This is a genomic window from Microbacterium sp. NPDC055442, from assembly GCF_053644215.1.
The window spans coordinates 1-16,087 of the sequence record NZ_JBSHLF010000007.1; the positions used below are offsets into that span (position 1 = coordinate 1).

The following is a 16,087-nucleotide window of genomic DNA, read 5'->3' on the forward strand; positions in this document are numbered from 1 at the left end:
ACCCCAACCAGCCGCCCATGGTCCCCAATGTCTGACCCCCCTCGTAGTCTGTAACTGTCAGAGATACAAACCCCAGGAAGGGACACACCATGACCGAAACAGAAGCAATCCAAAAGGTCGCTGACTACTACGCGGTCACCTACGGTCCCGACTTCGCCGCGGGCATCACCTACGGCTACGACGCCGACCACGACTGCTGAGAGGACAGGCACCATGACCAATCACCTGCCAACCCTGAACCGCGAGAGCAACCCGCTCCTGACCGTTATGCGAGCCGCGGGCCGCGCGGGCGTCGCCGTGCTGCTGTGGGGCAAGCCCGGTGTCGGCAAGTCGTCCCTGCTGGCGGGGCTGGCGGAGGCAGAAGGGCTGCCGATGGAGACGGTGATCGCCTCGCTTCGTGAGCCAGCCGATTTCGCGGGCCTCCCCGTCGTGCAGGACACTGGCGTCGAACTGGCCGCGCCCGCCTGGGCGACACGGCTTGCCATGGCCGACGAGGGCTACCTGTTCCTCGACGAGCTGACCACCGCACCGCCCGCAGTACAGGCCGCGGCACTCCGGGTCGTGCTGGATCGTGTTGTGGGCGATCTCACCCTCTCCCGAGGAGTCCGCATCGTCGCGGCGGCGAACCCGCCCGAGCAGGCCGCGGACGGCTGGGACTTGGCCGCGCCCATGGCCAACCGGTTCCTGCACATCGATCACGAGCCGTCCACGAATGACTGGATCGACGGCATGGTGGCCGGCTTCCAACTCCCCGCGTCCGGGCGTGTGCTCGACTACTCTCCGGTCCTGCGAGCCGCGAGCCGCGCTGAGGTCGCGTCCTTCATCCGCACCCGCCCCGACATGCTCCACATGCTTCCGAGCGAGGATGCCGCGAGCGGTCGTGCGTGGCCCTCACACCGCACCTGGACGATGACTGCCGACGTGCTGGCGTTCCTTGATCCCGGCGACACGCCCGCGACACTCCTGGCCACGACGGGCCTGGTCGGAGAGGGCGCGGCCACGGAGTACATCGCCTGGCGTGCGCTGAACGATCTGCCCGATCCTGCCGACGTGCTGGCCGACCCGGCATCCGTGCCCTGGGAGAGTCTCGAACCGTCCCGCGCGTGGGCGACACTCACCGCTGTCACCGCCTATGCCACCGCAGACGGCACGAAGAAAGGCTGGCTGTCGGCCTGGTCCCCGCTCGCGGTCGCCGCGGCAGCCGGGTTGCAGGACGTGGCCGCGGCGAACGCCAGGGCGCTGCTCAAGTCCCGCCCAACCGGCACCCGTCCCCCGGCGAGCGCGAAAGCGTTCCTCGCGATCCTGAGCGACGCCGGTCTGATCCCGCAGGAGGTCGCAGCATGAACCCGACGATCCGCCCCCTGACCGCCGACGAGCGGCGGATGCTCGCCGCCGCCCGCCTGGCCGCCGTCGAATCCGCGCCCTACCTCGCGCACGCGCTGTTCTCCGTTCGACCGCTGGCCGCGGTCGGCCTCGCGACCTTCGCCGTGGACAGGTTCTGGCGGCTGTACGCCGATCCGGCCACGCTCGCCGAATGGGGTCCGCAGATGAGCGGTGCCGTGCTCGTACACGAGGTCTGCCACCTGATCCGCGACCACGCGGGCCGCGCCGATTCCCTCCCCGGTCCCGTCGATCACGATCGCTGGAATCTCGCCGCGGACGCCGCAATCAACGACGACCTGATGCGCGCGGGCCTGCCCCTCCCGGAATGGGTCGTCACCCCCGCCAGCCTCGGTCTGCCGGATGCGGGCATCGAGGAGTCCTACTACGCCGCTATCGCGCCTCAGCCGCCTCAGACCGACGTCGGCTGCGGATCGGGCGCAGGTGACCCACGACAGCCCTGGGAGCCGTCCCCAGGCGACGCGCAGATGCCCGGCCTGGACGAGGGACAGGTGACGATCACCCGCCGAAAGGTCGCCCACGACATTCGCGACACCGTAGCCTCCGGGCGCGGCACCGTCCCCGCTGGCATGGCGCGATGGGCGAGCAAGGAACTGGCACCGGCCACCGTTCCCTGGCGCAAGGTGCTCGCCGGAATGGTGCGCCGCGCCGCCGCCCTCACCGCGGGCCGGATCACCTACACCTACACCCGACCTGGACGACGACGCCTCCCCCGGATCGTCACTCCCGCCATGCGCGCACCGCGGGTGACGGCGGCAGTGGTCATCGATACGTCGGGAAGCATGACGCGCGCTGACCTCGACACGGCGCTCAGCGAGGTCGGCGGCGTCATCAAAGCGGTGGGCGGCACGGTCCAAGTGATCGCCTGCGACGCTCACGCTGACCGCGCCCGCAACGTGCGACATGCACGCGACGTTCAACTGATCGGCGGCGGCGGAACAGACATGACGGTCGGGATCACTGCCGCGGAGTCACTGACCCCCAGCCCGGACGTGATCATCGTCATCACCGACGGCGATACCCCCTGGCCTCCCCGCCCCACCCGCGCCCGCCTCATCGCTGTGATCACTCGCGAGCACGGGATGCGAAGGCTCCCCGCCTGGGCGCGCGGCATCCACGTCCCCGCCGCCCTCTGACCCATCCTCAGGTATCGGTTGCGTCTTCGGCCTCCTGCAGTACACGATCCGCAAGACCCCACCCCACAAGAAAAGCCTCCCGCCGATGACGACCGCAGAGGCGCGCACCAGTCCGATGAGGCTGGTGGGCGAGTAGTACCCATCGTTGTGGTGACCTCGATGCCGCGGCGATCTCACGACTCCGTCGCCCTGGTGATGGCTCATCTCGTTTCCCTCCGTACAGGTGCTCCACCTACAAGGGGTGGATCTGTCTGATCGAGTCGACAGACTCGGCCCGGTGTTGTCTACTTTTCCCGGTGTCGGTGGCTCCTTGTAGGTTGGAAGTAGGCAAGAGGAGGGCACCATGACCGGATCGAGACGGACCCTGGATCACACACTCGCGCAACTGGCGGAACGCATCTGCGTCGCCGCGGGCACCGACCTCGGCGCGGTCCTGAACGACCTGACCGCCACCGCAGGCGACCCTCGAACCCCCGCCGCGATCCGCTCCGGTTGGCACGTGGCAGACACCACCCTCCCCGCCCCTGATGGGACGGTGACCGCGTGAGCCGCGCTCAGTTCGACCTCGGGGCTCGGCTTCGCGCAGCGCTCGCCGCCACCCCCGTCCCCATCGCCGCCTACGCGCCCGCGATCCCGCCCACAGGGGGCATCGCCGTCACCGTGGACACCGACGGTGAGCACGTCTACCTCGCCGCCGCTGACGACACCACCGGCCGCACGATCACCGGAACCGACCGGGCAGGCCTGGATGCGCTCTCCTCCCTCGGAGCAACCGTCACCGCTCCCCGTCGCCCGGTCGTGGTCGGAACCTCTCGCGACCTCGCCACCCTCACCGCGCTTGCCCGTGCGTACCCGGACGCCGACGCATCACCCGTGATCGGCTGGTGGGACGAGCGCCGCGACTACCCCGGCACCGACGCCGTACACATCGTCACCGACACCGCACGGCTGCGCTGGACTCTCGGCGTCCACCCCGACCGCGAGCGCGAGATCGACACCTGGGGACAGTGGCTCGGCGTCACGACCACCGGCCCGCAACGGCTCCTCGACCTCGCACGCCGCACAAGCTCCGGCCCGCTCCTACCAGGCATCCTCCACGCCAGCATCCTCGACACCGCCTCCTGGCAGCGCTACACCCACCGCCTGAGCGCCGGTCGCCCCTGGTGGGTCAAGGACACCCGCATCGACGCCGCACTCGGCCTGATCGGACGCTCCCACGCCGCCGAATGGTACGAATCCATCCGGCTCGACGACCCCCTCGTCGCGCTCGCCGCGGCCCATGACGGCACCGTTGTTCCTGGCACGATCATCGACCGATCTGAGGCGTCGGTCGTGGTCGCCGCTGATCGACCTCTCAGCCGTCTGCGGGTGGACAGCAAGGTCACTGCCTGGCTTGGAGAGCCGGTGAACGCGGGGGCAGTCTCCTGCCTCACTGGGAGCGTGAGCGCGGCGAGCATCGACACCACCGCACGCCTGACCATCACGATCAGCGGGTTGCCTCGCCGGGGAGGCGATCTGAAAGCGGGCGACCGGCTGACGCTTCGACCTGGCCGCGTCGATCCGAACATGCAAGCCAACGCCCGGCGACTCGCCGCCGCGGGCTATCGGCGCGGCACCAACTGGATCGCCGGTCGCGGCAACCCGGTCCCTCGCCGTGGTGACGTTCCGCTAGACGTGATCGTCGCCGCCGCAGAGGGATGACACTGCTGTCTACTTCTGCCGGTGTCGGAGGCTACTAGTAGCGTGAAGGTATGAGGAAAGCACCGGCCGCGACCACCACGACAGCCCCCACGCCTGCCCCGGCACCGCAGCCGCCCCACGCAACCGAGCACCTCAGAAATCCCACGCTCGCGCAAGCCCTGTTCGCTGTGTGGAGCGGCGACGCCGCAGTGGTCATCGACTCTCCTCCCGGAGCCGGAAAGACCCACCTGATCACCCGGCTCGCACACCAACTCCACACCCGCGCCGGGATGACCGTCGCGATAGCCGCGCAGACTCGCGCGCAGAGCATCGACGTCGCCAACCGCACCGCCGTCACCGGAGCGCGAACTGTCCTCCAAGTGGATGCCGAGAAAGAACGACCCCGCACCCTGAATGCGAATGTCGCCGTCACCAATGCCCGTCACCTGCAACCCGGAGCGGGCGTCATCGTCGCCACGACGGCACGCTGGCTGTGGATGCCCCTCAACCGCAGCACCCACTTCGACGTGCTCCTGATCGATGAGGCCTACCAACTCACCTTCGCCGACCTCGGCGCGCTCGGCTCCCTCGCCGACCAGTTCGTCCTCGTGGGCGACCCTGGTCAGATCGCTCCTGTCGTCACCGGAGCCACCCGCCGCTGGGACGCATCCCCTACAGGCCCTCAGACTCCCGCACCGCAGGCACTCATCGCCGCGCACGGCCCCGACGTCGCCCGCCTCCGACTCCCCCAGACCTGGCGATTCGGCCCCGACACCGCCAGCCTGCTCGCACCGCTCTACCCGTCACTGCCGTTCACGTCCGCACGGCCCCCACGCAACCTCACAATCGACCGCCAGCCGATCCCCGAATACCGCGCCACTCCGCTCCCCGCCACGGGCGGCACCGCCGATCCACGCGTGATCCTCACCGCCACTCAGACCGTCCGCGACCTCATCGCGACGGCAACCGTCAACACCCCCGGGGAGTCCCGACCGCTGACTCCCGCCGACGTCGCCGTCATCGCTCCCCATGTCGAGCAGGCCGCGCTCGCCGCGGCAGGTTTGGCCGACCTGCCCGATGTGTTCGTGGGCACGATCAATCAGGCGCAAGGTCTACAGAGAGAGGCGGTCGTGGCGATCCATCCGCTTCTCGGGCATCACGTTGACGAGCCGTTCGCCCTCGACCTCGGCCGCCTGTGTGTCGCCCTCTCCCGGCACCGCGCGCACGTGACGGTGATCATCGACGAGCGATCTGGCGATCTGCTCAGCGACGCGCTCCGAGAGCGCCCGGACGCACGCATCCTGCGCGCGCACGCCGATCTGCTGGGCCAACTCACTGCGGCGTGATCATTGCTCGACGACGGCGGGAGCAAGGCGCTGTGTCGGGTGTGTCCAATCCCATCCGGGCAGCGAGGCGATCGCTGCAGTGGTGACTTCATCGAGCTGGCCGGCCTTGTAGCGTGATCGCCAGTAGGCCACACGCCGGCCGATCGGAATGACTTGGCGTCCGATCTGGAAGACGGTGCTGAATCGCACGTCGCCGGCGTCGCGATCTGGCTCGGCCGCGATCCATCCGCGCAGCGCGGTGAGGAACTCCTCGAGCCTCGCTTTGCGCTGCTCGAGCGCACCGGGGATCTTCCCGAGCTCGCGGCGTTGGGAGTTCGTCAGTGCTGCCTCGCGCTGAGCGCGGAGCCATCGGGAGAGGAGCGAGTCGACCGCCTCGAGCCCGTCCAGGCTGCCGTGCTCCGACACGTAATCATGGAGTGCGGCGATGCGCCGTTCCCAGATCATCGCGGATCGGGACGCATATCCGCTCCAGGACCAGCCGGCACGCTCCTCGAGCTCGCGTGTCCGGACAGCGTCCAGCGTGCCCTGGCGGTACCGGATCCTCTGATTCTTCACGCGCTGCCCGAGCGGGTACGGGACGCCCGCGATGATACGGCTCGTGGCCGCTTGTGGGACACGAGCTTCACCGTGCTGCCCAATCCACCAGTCGAGCTCGTCGAGGAACGTCGTCCACGCGGCCTCCTGCGTGCGCCCCATCTCGCGTTGGACATCGCCCATCGTCTCGCACCACCCTTATGCCGGAATAACTAGACACGTTACCGGGCGGTACCGACATCCCGGGTTGGACTAGAGCGACCGGGCGGCCTCTCGAGCTCGAGCGCCACGAGCGACGCGATACGCGCGCTTCACGACGACCTCGAGCTTGTGCTCCTCTTCCGCCGACCATGGCTTTCCCGTGTGCGGATCACGGTGAATCCCGACACCGTTGCCGACGGTGACTGTCCCGACCAACGGAAAGACGCCGTAAAAGTGTTCCGTCGCATCGCTCACCTCGACGGCGGCACCTTCCGACAGCGTGACGACGGTGCGCTTCGTGACGCCGTCGGATACGACCGTGCGCAGCCGGCTCACATCATCGGCGAGCTGCTCCTGATACTTCGTCATTTTTGCTCCCTTTGTATCTCTGACAGTGTCAGCCTATCGAGGAGCTCCGACATCGCGGGCTGCGCCGCCACCACCGCGACCACGACCACGACCACGACCACTTGTAGCAACCTGTCGACTTTTCCGGCCCGCTTCCACCCCTTATAGGTGAGCACTGGCATGCCCTCGGCTTTCCGCTCGCCGCATGTCTGTGGCCCGTGATACTTTGTAACTGTCAGAGATACAAAGAAGATGGAGTGAGTGATGAGCAGAGCATTCTTCGGATGCATCCGAACAGCCCTCAGCACCGAGGCGAACACCGAGTTTCAGACGAACCAGGCGCTTGCTCGGCGACAGGAGGAGCTGGACGACTACGGGCGCTCGGGATACGTGCTCACCAGCACGATCTCGGTGCCCGCCGCGGACCGCGTCACCATAGTCGACACCATGCAGCGGATCGTCGAGGACTGATCATGCGGCGCTGCATCATGTGCGACGAGCCGAACCCGATGTACATCCCGGACGACGTCGTCGACGACTACGGCACCTACAGCTGCGGCAACTGCGGATTCGAGATGGAGTGCGCGCGAGAGCTGCCCGCACCGCCGGTCACGGCGATCCCTCTCATCCCCACTGCGATCCTCCTCTCCCTCCCGCACGTGGACGAGCCCGCACTCGAGCACACGCCGCCGGCGCTTCTCCTGACAGGGAGCCACCATGGATGACACCAACCCCGCCACAAGCACCGAGCAGCTCGTCTACATCGGCCGAGCGCGAGCAGCCTCAGGAAAGCTCGCACACTGGTACCGCCCCATCGTGGGCAACATCCTCGATTCCGGGCGGCAGGTCGGGACACTCAAGCGCTACGCGTCCAGCCCTATTGGCGCGATCGTCACCGTCCACCGACCCGCAGGCCAACCGGACCACATCTACACTGCGGGCCAGTACGCCCCCGAGATCTCCGGCGCATGGCACGACGAAGCGGCTATCAACGAGTGGCGCACAACCGACCGTGCCGAGTACCAACGCGACGCCAACGAGTCACGCGCGCGCAAAGAGCTCGCCGGCGTCCCGGACGAGTTCATCGCCGCCCTCGACACCCTCGCCGCACACTTCTCCCGCCTCAACCACAGCCAGCGCGCAGCACTGCTCTTCCTCGTGCAGACGAAGCTTCTGCGCGGATAGCGAGCAGCACAATGCACACGATCGACATCATCGGCGACCAGTTCCCCCACGGCACACCTCGAGGATTCACCGAAGGATGCCGCGGAGCCGCCTGCCCCGCGCTGATCAGCTGTCGCGACATCCACACCAGATACGCGGGCGACTGGAGCTTCAAACGCCTCATCGACGTCGGCACCCCGCTCGAGGAGATCATCGCCCGCGAGACAGCAGAACGAGACAGCGTCCGAGAACGCGACCGAGCCGCGACCCACGCGGACCGTCACGCTGAGGCGCGAACCACACGAGCGCGCGCCGCCAACCGGAAGCCATCGTCCACCCGCGGCCGCGGCGCTTCGCCCGCGGTGGCACTTCCGACACGCGCCACCCCAGCGGTGTCACCCCCAGTAGCTCCCGAATCCGCGGCACCAAGGGTGCACCCCGGATATGCCTGGCTTTCCAACGCTGAGACCCTCGCTGCCGAACTCCCCGTTGAGCAGGCGGCCGACTGGCGGCGAGCGCTCGAGGAGTATCGCTCCGCGCTTGACGCGCACGTCGCAGACCTGGCCGGATGGGCGGCCGATCGCCGGCGGGGCCGTGCAACTCTGCGCAGCGCCAAGCTGATGCTCGAGCAAACCCGGATCGCCCTGAGCACAGGGATCTCCCTGGACGGAGCGATCTCCGCTGCAGCGGATGCCGCACGAACGGAGTATGACTGTGCCCTGGCGGCGTGGGAGGAGCATGCGGCGTCCGCGAGGCCAGAACCGCCTGCCCGTCCGCGCCGGCCGCAACACCGCCTCGTGAAGCGGACGCCGGCGGCGCCGCGCGAGCTGAAGCCCCATGGGACGAACGCTTGCCGGGCTCGAGGGTGTGATCGCCCGGAATGCATCGAGGCAGGCCGTCAGTACCACCGCGCATGGGTGGCCGGGCGGCAGGGTCAGAACATCGAGACGAAACATCACGGCACGGCCTATGGCTACCAGCTCGGTTGCAAAGACCGTTCGAACTGCCCTGCCGAGATTTCCTGCGCGGATGCGTCGCTGAACGAGGAACGACGACGAGCACGGCAAGCGGGCATTCCCGCACAAGCTCCCCGTGTCCCCGCTGAGCCCGTGCGCGAACGCGTTCGAGAACTCATGGCATCGGGCATGACCATCCTCTCGATCGCCGCCGACGCGCAGGTCTCCAAGACAGGGATCAAGATCTTGCTCTATGGGCGGTCGGGTGCCCGCAAGGGCGAGGTGCCCGCGGCGATCGAACAGGGCAAGGCTGATCGGATCATGCAGCTCAAGCCCCACCGCGGAGCATCCTCACAGACTGCGTGAGTCAATCACGCACCGGTTACCGCTTCCTGTTGGCGAAGGGCCAGCGCCCATACCGCTCCGCGAACACTGCGCGGTAGTGGATCTCGACAGCCTCTGCCGACTCGTCAGGAGTTGTGGCCCAACAGACCAGCAGCTCGTCCTGATCAGCCAGCTGCCAGATGGACCGTCCACCCTGATGACTGGCACCCTTTCGCGCGAACTGGCCCAGTCGCTTGCGCAGCCCGCCGGCCTTTGCCTCGGCCTTCCCGATGTAGACCACCGGCGTGCCCTCAATCCATCGAGCGGACAAGTCCTCGAGGGGGTAAGCCGCTCCGGCGCGTGCTCTGGTCACCTCGAGTAGGTGAGGCGGTGTGCTCGCTGTTCGCAGCACGAGGTAGATGCCGGGGGAACGGGGGACATTGGCTGTGTTGAGCTCGGCGAAGGCGACGAAGCCAGCGAAGCCCACCTCCTCGAGTCCAGCTCGATCCCACGAAGCCGGCAATTGAAGCGAGCTCATTCGCCGTCCACTTCCGCAACGGCGAGCGCAATCCCCCGAGGATGCACGGACGCTCGCATCAGCTCAACCACGAACCGGCACCGAGAGCAGCTTGCCGCTCGAACCAGCAGCCGTAACGATGACCACGCCACCCTCGGGCGGCTCCACCGTCGCGATCCCGTCGGCGTCGACTGTCAGGACGTATCCGCTGACGACAGCGCGACGGTGATCCTGGATCTCCTCGATCGGCGCGTCACCGTGACGAACCACGTCGGTGTCGACGTACTGGATCGGACGCGCCTGGCCACGGACCCACGGCTTGACGGGGCTCTTCTGCCCCACCAACGAGGCGAACTCCACCGACTCCTCGGCGTCGAAGTAGACGCGGCCGTCCTCTTGGCGCTCATGCGACTTCACGTCATAGACGGAGACCACCTGGTCGTTGTAAACCCCGACGACCACATCGCCGTAGCGTTCCACAGCCTCATCGGTCACCCCGGCCCACCAGCCCAGAGTGGCGTCCTCCATATCCCTGAGGCCGGCGAGCACCTCTCGGTAGGACTTGCGCAGATTCACGACGATCATTGTTCTTCCTTCATCCGGTGAAGATGGGTCTTCTTTGTCACTCGTTTCGAAGATAGCACTTCTTCAACCCAAGATGTTTCTGTAGGTTCCCGCCCGAAATGGCGAAGGTTTCCGCTATTCCACGGTATTTGACAGCGACTTACGGACAAGGAATCCACGCGAAGTGGCGGATTCCTACATTCCGCCAACTAGCAGTGGAGCTGTAGGCGGTTCGGATCGGAAGAACTGCCCGCGCGGATCCGAGCTACCGGCCCTTCGGGCCGAGGGAGCCGGCCGTGTACTCCTCGAGCGGGACCTCGCCATTCCGCCAGGCGCGCAGCACCGGTTCGAAGATGCGCCAGCTCTCCTCCGCCATGTCGGCCCGCACCGACAGCAGCGGGTCACCCTCGACGATGCCCTGCAGCACCTGACCATAGGGGAGCAGGTCGCCCAGCTCTTTCTTCGCAACCAGGGTGCTGCGTTCCAATGTGAACGCGTCGCCACTTCCGTTCATCGTCAGATCGAGTTCGACTGAGCCCGACTTGAGATCAAGCGTGATGCAGTCGGGCGCCGGAGCGCCGCCGAACCCGGGGATTGCCGGCACCGGCCGCATGTGCACGCGCACCCGAGTCACGTACTTGCCGAGAGCCTTGCCCGACCGCAGCACGAACGGCACGCCATGCCACCGCGCGGTGTCCACCTCGAGGGTGACCTGCGCGAACGTCTCGGTCTCTAGCGCCGGATCCACCCCCGGTTCATCCGTGTACGAAGGCATCGATCGCTCGCCCACCTTGCCGGCCGTGTAGCGGGCCCGGCGGCTGGAAGTAGCCGGATCGTCGTCCCACACGTGGGTGGCGCGCAGAACCTGGGAGGCATTCGATCGGAGCTCGACCTCGTTCAGCCGCGGCGGCCGCTCCATCGCGACGAGCGCGAGGACCTCGAGCAGATGGCTCTGCAGCATGTCGACGAGGGCACCCGCGTGGTCGTAGTAGCCGCCGCGCCCCTCGAGTCCGAGCAGTTCGTCGTACACGATCTCGACGCGTTCGATGCGGCGGCTGTTCCACACCGGCTCGAGAAACTGATTCGCGAAGCGCAGGCCGAGGATATTCAGCACCATCGACATCCCCAGGAAGTGATCGATGCGGAACACCTGCTCTTCGGGCACAAGCTGCGCGATCTGTCGGTTCAGCGCGCGCGCAGACTTCAAATCGGTGCCGAACGGCTTCTCGAGCGCGAGGCGAGTGCCATCGGGGAGGTCAAGCGAACGCAGCGAGGCACACACCTTGGTGGTGACGGCGGGCGGCAGGGCGAAGTAGATGATCGGCGTGTGGTCGCACGCCGCGATCAGACTGCGAAGCTGCTCGGCATCCGTCACGTCTCCCGTGATATACCGGGCGGATTCGAGGTAGCGGTCGGCGTTCTTGGGATCGGTGACCAGCGCGAAGCTGTCGCGGATCAGCTGCCGCCATTCCGCGTCCGTGCGCTCTTCCCGAGCCGCGCCGATCACCTGCACGTCGTAGTCGTGCGACGACAGCAGGCTCGCCAGCCCCGGGAGCAGCAGGCGCTTAGTCAGGTCGCCCCCGGCTCCGAGAATCAACAGGCTCACGCTCTTGGGTGCTCGACGCTTGGTCACAGCCCCAATGCTAGGTCGTGGTCGTCCGGCGCGAGGGCCCCTCGTGCGCGAGCCCCTCCGGTGCTGCCGGTTGGATCCCGGTACACGCTCGAGGTCACGCGCTGGCGGAGTCCGCCTTCCGGCTGCCGGCCTCCAGCACGTCACCGGCGGGAAGCTCGGCGTGCCCGCCGAACTGCAGGCGCATCGCCGAGAGCAGCTGGTTCGCGTAGTGATCCTCACCGCGGGAGGCGAAGCGCTCGAACAGTGCCGCCGCGAGCACCGGGACAGGCACTCCGGTGTCGACAGCGGCCTTGATCGTCCATCGCCCCTCGCCCGAGTCCGACACGCGACCCGCGAGACCGTCCAGCGTCGGATTCTCCTCCAGCGCCGCAGCCGTCAGGTCGAGCAGCCATGAGGAGATGACCGATCCGCGACGCCACAGCTCGGTGACCTTCGGAGTGTCGACCGTGAACTGGTAGAACTCCGGCTCCTCCAGTGGTGCGACCTCGGCGGAATGCTCGGACTCTCGGATGCCGGCATCCGCGTTGTCGAGGATGTTCAGCCCCTCCGCCAGCGCCGCCATGATTCCGTACTCGATGCCGTTGTGCACCATCTTCACGTAGTGCCCCGCGCCCGACGGCCCGCAGTGCAGGTAGCCCTGCTCCTCCGGCGCGTAGTCGCCTTCCCGACCGGGAGTTCGAGGGATCTCGCCCGGCCCGGGTGCGATCGTCTTGAGGATCGGCTCGATCACCGATACCGCCTCGTCGGGGCCGCCCACCATGAGGCAGTAGCCCCTCTCCAGTCCGAACACGCCGCCGCTCGTGCCGACGTCGACGTAGTGGATGCCACGCTCCTTCAGCTTCGCGGCCCGGCGGACGTCATCTCTGTAGTTGGAGTTGCCGCCGTCGATGATGATGTCGCCGGGCTCGAGTACATCGGCGACCTGGTCGACTACCTTTCCCGTGAGTCCTGCGGGGATCATCAGCCACACGACACGTGGCGCCGGCAGCTTCGCAACCATCTCCTCGATGTTGCGGCTGCCCTCCGCCCCCTCACTTTCGAGAGTTGTGACCGCCGCTTCGGCGACGTCGAAGACCACGGTGTCGTGACCGTCCCGCATCAGCCTCCGCGCGAGATTCGCACCCATCCGGCCGAGGCCGACCATTCCCAGCCGCATGCTTCCTCCGATTACTCGATCGACCCCACCCAGGCGGCGGATCACCGGAGTCTACGGCGAGGTCGTCCCGGGAAATAGCACCGGGGAAGACCGAGCTCGTCTACGACTCGGCAATCTCCGGTTCGTGGTCTGGGCCACTCGAATCGACCATCGCTGCGGTTGCATCGAATTGCGACATGATCAAGGCCGCTGTGCTTGTGAAGCCAGCGGCAAGGGCGATGAGGATCGACGGGACGAAAGCGGACGTGGGAGGCGCCCATCCTCCGATGATCCAGGGAAGAACGATCAACACGACGACGGCCGCCGTGCTCGTCCATTGATTGACCAGGAGTGCCGACGAATCGCCGGATCCGCCCTTCATCAACATTCGCCGCCCCGTGTCGACCGTGGAGACCGCCAATATCGCACTCAGGGCGATGAACGCCGCGGCACCCCAGATCGTGTCCAACGCCGCGAGAGCCAATGATGCGAAGAGTGCCAACGCGTAGACGACGAAGACCCAACGCACACCCGAACGCAGATAGCGATCGGCCGTATCCGACGCCATGAGTCGGCGGTGCATATCGGTGTCGATATAGAAGAACACTCCCACAATGAATGTTCCGAGCAAGGTCGCTGAGACCCCGGCGACGCCCAAGAGAAGTTCATCCACGTTGATGCGCATGGTCGGTCAAACCCCTCTTTCGTGTGGTGTGGACTCTGTCACGCACTCATGCTGTCATGACACTCGGGCGGCGGATCCTCAGGTGATGCGGGTTGCAACGCGATTGCAGAGCGTGATCCACTCGCCTTCCGGCCTGAACTCCCAGTGATGGGTTTGAGTGCGTCCGTCATCGTTGAACGTGATGGTGGCGCGCTCCTCGTCGCCGGTGAGGGTCCAGACGTCTCCGTCGACGGTGACGAGATACTCACGCGCGAATCCGTGATTCTCGATGCTCCATGAAAAGTAGGTCGAACGGTCGGCGTCCCATCCGAGGAAGCTCATCGTGTCGAAGGGTCCGTTGGCGCGCTCATTCTGAACGATGAAGAAATCGCCGGAGTGCCAAACGGCCGAGTGCACGCTCCGCCACGGTTCCCTGTGGAGTTGGCGCTTTTTGGCGGTGTTCTGTGATCGCTTAGTGTCGCTGGTTGCCAATGACGAGGGTGCTGGCGGCGGCCTCGATGACGTCGTCCGTGATGGTGTCCAGCTGGTTGATCTTGAGGACCCGGTTGATCTGAGGGAAGAGTCGTTCGAGGAGGCGGAATGAGTCACCCCGGCATGTTCGGAGAGCGTTTTGCTGGTGTCAGCCCGTTCGTTCGAGGGGTTCGGTGTGAGCGTAGTCGAGCTGCTCGGCCTCTACGGGGGTGAGGTCATCGATCGAGCTGTGGGTGCGTTCGGTGTTGAACCACTGCACCCAGCTCGCGGTGGCAACCTCGACCTGGTCGACGTCGCGCCAGGGGCCTTCGTGGTGGATGAGCTCGGACTTGTAGAGCCCGATCTGCGACTCCGCGAGGGCATTGTCATACGCATCGCCGACGCTGCCGACGGACGCGTCGATGCCCTCATCCACGAGCCGATCCGTGAAGGAAATCGACGTGTAAACGCTGCCCGCATCCGTGTGATGGGTGAGGCCGGCGAACCCAGCGATGCCCTCACGACGACGCGTCCAGAGCGCCATTTCGAGACAGTCCAGAACCAACGGTGTCGTCATCGAAGTGGCGGCGCGCCAGCCGAGGATGCGGCGGGAGTGCGCGTCGAACACGAACGCGACGTAGACCCACCCGGACCATGTCCAGACATACGTGAAGTCGGCGACCCAGAGCTGGTTCGTGCGGAATCTCGCGAAATGCCGGTCGACGAGATCAGCTGGTCTGGTCTCCCGCGGGTCCGCATCGACCGGACGCTTCCGGCGCCCGCGGATCACACCGGCGATGCCCAGTTCTCGCATGAGGCGTTCGACCGTGCAGCGGGCGATATCGTGCCCATCACGACGGAGCCTCAGCCAGAGTTTCCGGGCGCCGAGGAGCTTTCGCTGCTTCTGCCACGTCGCCAGGACGATCGACTTCCACCGTTCGTCCGACACCCCCCGGGGTGAGGGGCCGCGGCGCCTCGCGTCGTAGTAGGTCGATGGGGCGATCTTCACGTCATGCTGGCTCAGCACGGCGCAGATCGACTCGACACCCCATCGCAGCCCACCATCCCGGCGGTCCTTGTGCGCCTCGATGAAGGCGACTAACGCAGGTGTGGCCGGTCGAGTTCGGCCGCGAAGAAAGTCGAAGCCGCCTTCAAGATCTCGTTCGCCCGCCGCAACTCGGCGTTCTCCCGCTTCAGCTTCTTGATCTCGGCCTGCGCGTCGGTCGTGACACCCGCCCGGTCGCCGGCATCGACCTCACGCCGGCGAATCCACGTCCGGATCGTCTCCGGCGAACCGATACCGAGCATCCCCGCCACCGCCGTCATCGCGGCATACTCGCTCGGATAATCGGGCCGCACCTCGGCGACCATACGGACAGCGCGCTCACGAAGCTCACGCGGGTACTTACTGGGACGTCCCATAAGACAGATCCTTCCAAGGAATCTGCCCTCCGGACACACCGGGGTGACTCAGGACGTGGAAATGTTGTCGTTGGACTGGTTGGTCCGGAAGGCTGGGCGTAAGGTGACGGGTGTGTCCCGCCACGAACGGCTCGTGCTCTCGATCGCAGTGGGAGCATCGTTCGTCGTCTTCATGAGCGGAACGGTCCTCACGGTCGCGCTGCCCAGAATCACCGACGACCTCGGTGGGGGTCTCGTGGGGCAGCAGTGGATGATCAACGCCTACCTGGTCACGCTCGGTTCGCTGATCCTCGTCGCTGGCTCTGTCAGCGACTCGCTGGGTCGCGCTCTGGTGCTTCGCGTAGGTCTAGTCGGGTTTGCGGTTGCCTCCACGGCCATCGCCCTCGCACCAACCGTGGAACTGGTCGTTGGTTTCCGGGCCGTGCAGGGCGCCGCGGGCGCGTTCCTGGTACCGAGCTCGCTCGCATTGATCACGTCCACGTTCCGCGGTGCTGCCCAGGCTCGGGCGATCGGCATTTGGACTGCCGCCACAAGCATGGCCTCCATTGTCGGCCCCATAGTCGGCGGACTGCTCTCGGACTTCCTGTCGTG

At 66.6% G+C, this 16,087-nt stretch carries 18 protein-coding genes and 2 pseudogenes; 10 read left to right on the top strand and 10 right to left on the bottom strand.

Annotated features, from left to right (window positions below; genetic code table 11):
• Window positions 1–213 precede the first annotated feature (213 nt).
• From ACWIBS_RS14250 to ACWIBS_RS14270, 5 genes are all read left to right on the top strand, one after another.
• The gene (locus ACWIBS_RS14250; protein ID WP_376127465.1) at window positions 214–1,344 is read left to right on the top strand and encodes an ATP-binding protein; all 1,131 of its coding nucleotides are present in this window, start codon (window positions 214–216) and stop codon (window positions 1,342–1,344) included.
• Window positions 1,341–2,537, top strand: a complete 1,197-nt coding sequence (locus ACWIBS_RS14255) for a vWA domain-containing protein (protein ID WP_376127463.1) — start codon at window positions 1,341–1,343, stop codon at window positions 2,535–2,537. The genes ACWIBS_RS14250 and ACWIBS_RS14255 overlap by 4 nt, the downstream gene beginning before the upstream one ends.
• A gap of 343 nt (window positions 2,538–2,880) precedes the next feature.
• Complete coding sequence (locus tag ACWIBS_RS14260; protein WP_376127461.1) at window positions 2,881–3,084, top strand: hypothetical protein; 204 nt, start codon at window positions 2,881–2,883, stop codon at window positions 3,082–3,084.
• Window positions 3,081–4,238 (top strand): hypothetical protein, encoded by a 1,158-nt coding sequence (locus tag ACWIBS_RS14265; protein WP_376127459.1) that lies wholly within the window; start codon window positions 3,081–3,083, stop codon window positions 4,236–4,238. The genes ACWIBS_RS14260 and ACWIBS_RS14265 overlap by 4 nt, the downstream gene beginning before the upstream one ends.
• 50 nt (window positions 4,239–4,288) lie before the next feature.
• Window positions 4,289–5,563 carry an AAA family ATPase gene (locus ACWIBS_RS14270; RefSeq protein ID WP_376127457.1) on the top strand — a complete coding sequence of 425 codons (1,275 nt, stop codon included), beginning with the start codon at window positions 4,289–4,291 and terminating at the stop codon, window positions 5,561–5,563.
• On the opposite strand, the gene ACWIBS_RS14275 is transcribed toward ACWIBS_RS14270, so the two are convergent.
• Both ACWIBS_RS14275 and ACWIBS_RS14280 read right to left on the bottom strand, forming a co-directional pair.
• The gene (locus ACWIBS_RS14275) at window positions 5,564–6,280 is read right to left on the bottom strand and encodes a helicase associated domain-containing protein (protein ID WP_376127455.1); all 717 of its coding nucleotides are present in this window, start codon (window positions 6,278–6,280) and stop codon (window positions 5,564–5,566) included.
• 69 nt (window positions 6,281–6,349) lie between these two features.
• Window positions 6,350–6,667 carry a hypothetical protein gene (locus ACWIBS_RS14280; protein WP_376127453.1) on the bottom strand — a complete coding sequence of 106 codons (318 nt, stop codon included), beginning with the start codon at window positions 6,665–6,667 and terminating at the stop codon, window positions 6,350–6,352.
• Window positions 6,668–6,910: 243 nt separating this feature from the next.
• Between ACWIBS_RS14280 and ACWIBS_RS14285 the strand changes: the two genes are divergently transcribed.
• From ACWIBS_RS14285 to ACWIBS_RS14300, 4 genes are read left to right on the top strand one after another with little or no spacing between them, the layout of a single operon-like run.
• Complete coding sequence (locus tag ACWIBS_RS14285; protein ID WP_376127451.1) at window positions 6,911–7,117, top strand: hypothetical protein; 207 nt, start codon at window positions 6,911–6,913, stop codon at window positions 7,115–7,117.
• A 2-nt stretch (window positions 7,118–7,119) separates the two neighbouring features.
• Window positions 7,120–7,371, top strand: coding sequence for a hypothetical protein (locus ACWIBS_RS14290; RefSeq protein ID WP_376127449.1), 252 nt, complete (start codon window positions 7,120–7,122; stop codon window positions 7,369–7,371).
• On the top strand, window positions 7,364–7,831 hold the full coding sequence (locus ACWIBS_RS14295) for a hypothetical protein (protein WP_376127447.1): 468 nt from the start codon (window positions 7,364–7,366) through the stop codon (window positions 7,829–7,831). The genes ACWIBS_RS14290 and ACWIBS_RS14295 overlap by 8 nt, the downstream gene beginning before the upstream one ends.
• A gap of 11 nt (window positions 7,832–7,842) precedes the next feature.
• Window positions 7,843–9,132 carry a hypothetical protein gene (locus ACWIBS_RS14300; protein ID WP_376127445.1) on the top strand — a complete coding sequence of 430 codons (1,290 nt, stop codon included), beginning with the start codon at window positions 7,843–7,845 and terminating at the stop codon, window positions 9,130–9,132.
• A gap of 16 nt (window positions 9,133–9,148) precedes the next feature.
• On the opposite strand, the gene ACWIBS_RS14305 is transcribed toward ACWIBS_RS14300, so the two are convergent.
• The 8 genes and pseudogenes from ACWIBS_RS14305 to ACWIBS_RS14340 all read right to left on the bottom strand — a co-directional run bounded on the left by ACWIBS_RS14305 (window position 9,149) and on the right by ACWIBS_RS14340 (window position 15,496).
• Complete coding sequence (locus tag ACWIBS_RS14305; protein WP_376127443.1) at window positions 9,149–9,628, bottom strand: hypothetical protein; 480 nt, start codon at window positions 9,626–9,628, stop codon at window positions 9,149–9,151.
• 63 nt (window positions 9,629–9,691) lie between these two features.
• Window positions 9,692–10,192, bottom strand: a complete 501-nt coding sequence (locus ACWIBS_RS14310; RefSeq protein WP_071044872.1) for a hypothetical protein — start codon at window positions 10,190–10,192, stop codon at window positions 9,692–9,694.
• A 244-nt stretch (window positions 10,193–10,436) separates the two neighbouring features.
• Window positions 10,437–11,804: a glucose-6-phosphate dehydrogenase gene (locus ACWIBS_RS14315; RefSeq protein WP_282837952.1), complete on the bottom strand. Its 1,368-nt coding sequence runs from the start codon at window positions 11,802–11,804 to the stop codon at window positions 10,437–10,439.
• Window positions 11,805–11,898: 94 nt separating this feature from the next.
• Complete coding sequence (gene gnd, locus ACWIBS_RS14320; protein ID WP_376127441.1) at window positions 11,899–12,960, bottom strand: phosphogluconate dehydrogenase (NAD(+)-dependent, decarboxylating); 1,062 nt, start codon at window positions 12,958–12,960, stop codon at window positions 11,899–11,901.
• A gap of 100 nt (window positions 12,961–13,060) precedes the next feature.
• A complete protein-coding gene (locus ACWIBS_RS14325; RefSeq protein WP_376127439.1) occupies window positions 13,061–13,624 on the bottom strand; it encodes a hypothetical protein in 564 nt (187 codons plus the stop codon).
• Window positions 13,625–13,702: 78 nt separating this feature from the next.
• Window positions 13,703–14,095, bottom strand: a complete 393-nt coding sequence (locus ACWIBS_RS14330) for a hypothetical protein (protein ID WP_454137039.1) — start codon at window positions 14,093–14,095, stop codon at window positions 13,703–13,705.
• Window positions 14,076–14,225, bottom strand: a pseudogene (locus tag ACWIBS_RS14335) (AAA family ATPase); the annotation flags it as partial. The gene ACWIBS_RS14330 and the pseudogene ACWIBS_RS14335, both read right to left, overlap by 20 nt.
• A gap of 18 nt (window positions 14,226–14,243) precedes the next feature.
• Window positions 14,244–15,496, bottom strand: a protein-coding gene (locus ACWIBS_RS14340; RefSeq protein ID WP_376127435.1) for an IS3 family transposase whose coding sequence is annotated in 2 segments (ribosomal slippage) — window positions 14,244–15,214 and window positions 15,214–15,496 — 1,254 coding nt in all. Because the reading frame shifts where the segments join, the coding sequence is not laid out codon by codon here.
• A gap of 172 nt (window positions 15,497–15,668) precedes the next feature.
• Here ACWIBS_RS14340 and ACWIBS_RS14345 point away from each other — a divergent pair.
• Window positions 15,669–16,031: pseudogene (locus tag ACWIBS_RS14345) on the top strand (MFS transporter); the annotation flags it as partial.
• Between the last annotated feature and the right edge of the window lie 56 nt (window positions 16,032–16,087).

Coding starts and splice junctions, on each gene's coding strand:
- ACWIBS_RS14250 (WP_376127465.1), top strand. CDS start 214: ATGACCAATCACCTGCCAACCCTGAACCGCGAGAGCAACCCGCTCCTG.
- ACWIBS_RS14255 (WP_376127463.1), top strand. CDS start 1,341: ATGAACCCGACGATCCGCCCCCTGACCGCCGACGAGCGGCGGATGCTC.
- ACWIBS_RS14260 (WP_376127461.1), top strand. CDS start 2,881: ATGACCGGATCGAGACGGACCCTGGATCACACACTCGCGCAACTGGCG.
- ACWIBS_RS14270 (WP_376127457.1), top strand. CDS start 4,289: ATGAGGAAAGCACCGGCCGCGACCACCACGACAGCCCCCACGCCTGCC.
- ACWIBS_RS14275 (WP_376127455.1), bottom strand. CDS start 6,280: ATGGGCGATGTCCAACGCGAGATGGGGCGCACGCAGGAGGCCGCGTGG.
- ACWIBS_RS14280 (WP_376127453.1), bottom strand. CDS start 6,667: ATGACGAAGTATCAGGAGCAGCTCGCCGATGATGTGAGCCGGCTGCGC.
- ACWIBS_RS14285 (WP_376127451.1), top strand. CDS start 6,911: ATGAGCAGAGCATTCTTCGGATGCATCCGAACAGCCCTCAGCACCGAG.
- ACWIBS_RS14290 (WP_376127449.1), top strand. CDS start 7,120: ATGCGGCGCTGCATCATGTGCGACGAGCCGAACCCGATGTACATCCCG.
- ACWIBS_RS14295 (WP_376127447.1), top strand. CDS start 7,364: ATGGATGACACCAACCCCGCCACAAGCACCGAGCAGCTCGTCTACATC.
- ACWIBS_RS14300 (WP_376127445.1), top strand. CDS start 7,843: ATGCACACGATCGACATCATCGGCGACCAGTTCCCCCACGGCACACCT.
- ACWIBS_RS14305 (WP_376127443.1), bottom strand. CDS start 9,628: ATGAGCTCGCTTCAATTGCCGGCTTCGTGGGATCGAGCTGGACTCGAG.
- ACWIBS_RS14310 (WP_071044872.1), bottom strand. CDS start 10,192: ATGATCGTCGTGAATCTGCGCAAGTCCTACCGAGAGGTGCTCGCCGGC.
- gnd (WP_376127441.1), bottom strand. CDS start 12,960: ATGCGGCTGGGAATGGTCGGCCTCGGCCGGATGGGTGCGAATCTCGCG.
- ACWIBS_RS14325 (WP_376127439.1), bottom strand. CDS start 13,624: ATGCGCATCAACGTGGATGAACTTCTCTTGGGCGTCGCCGGGGTCTCA.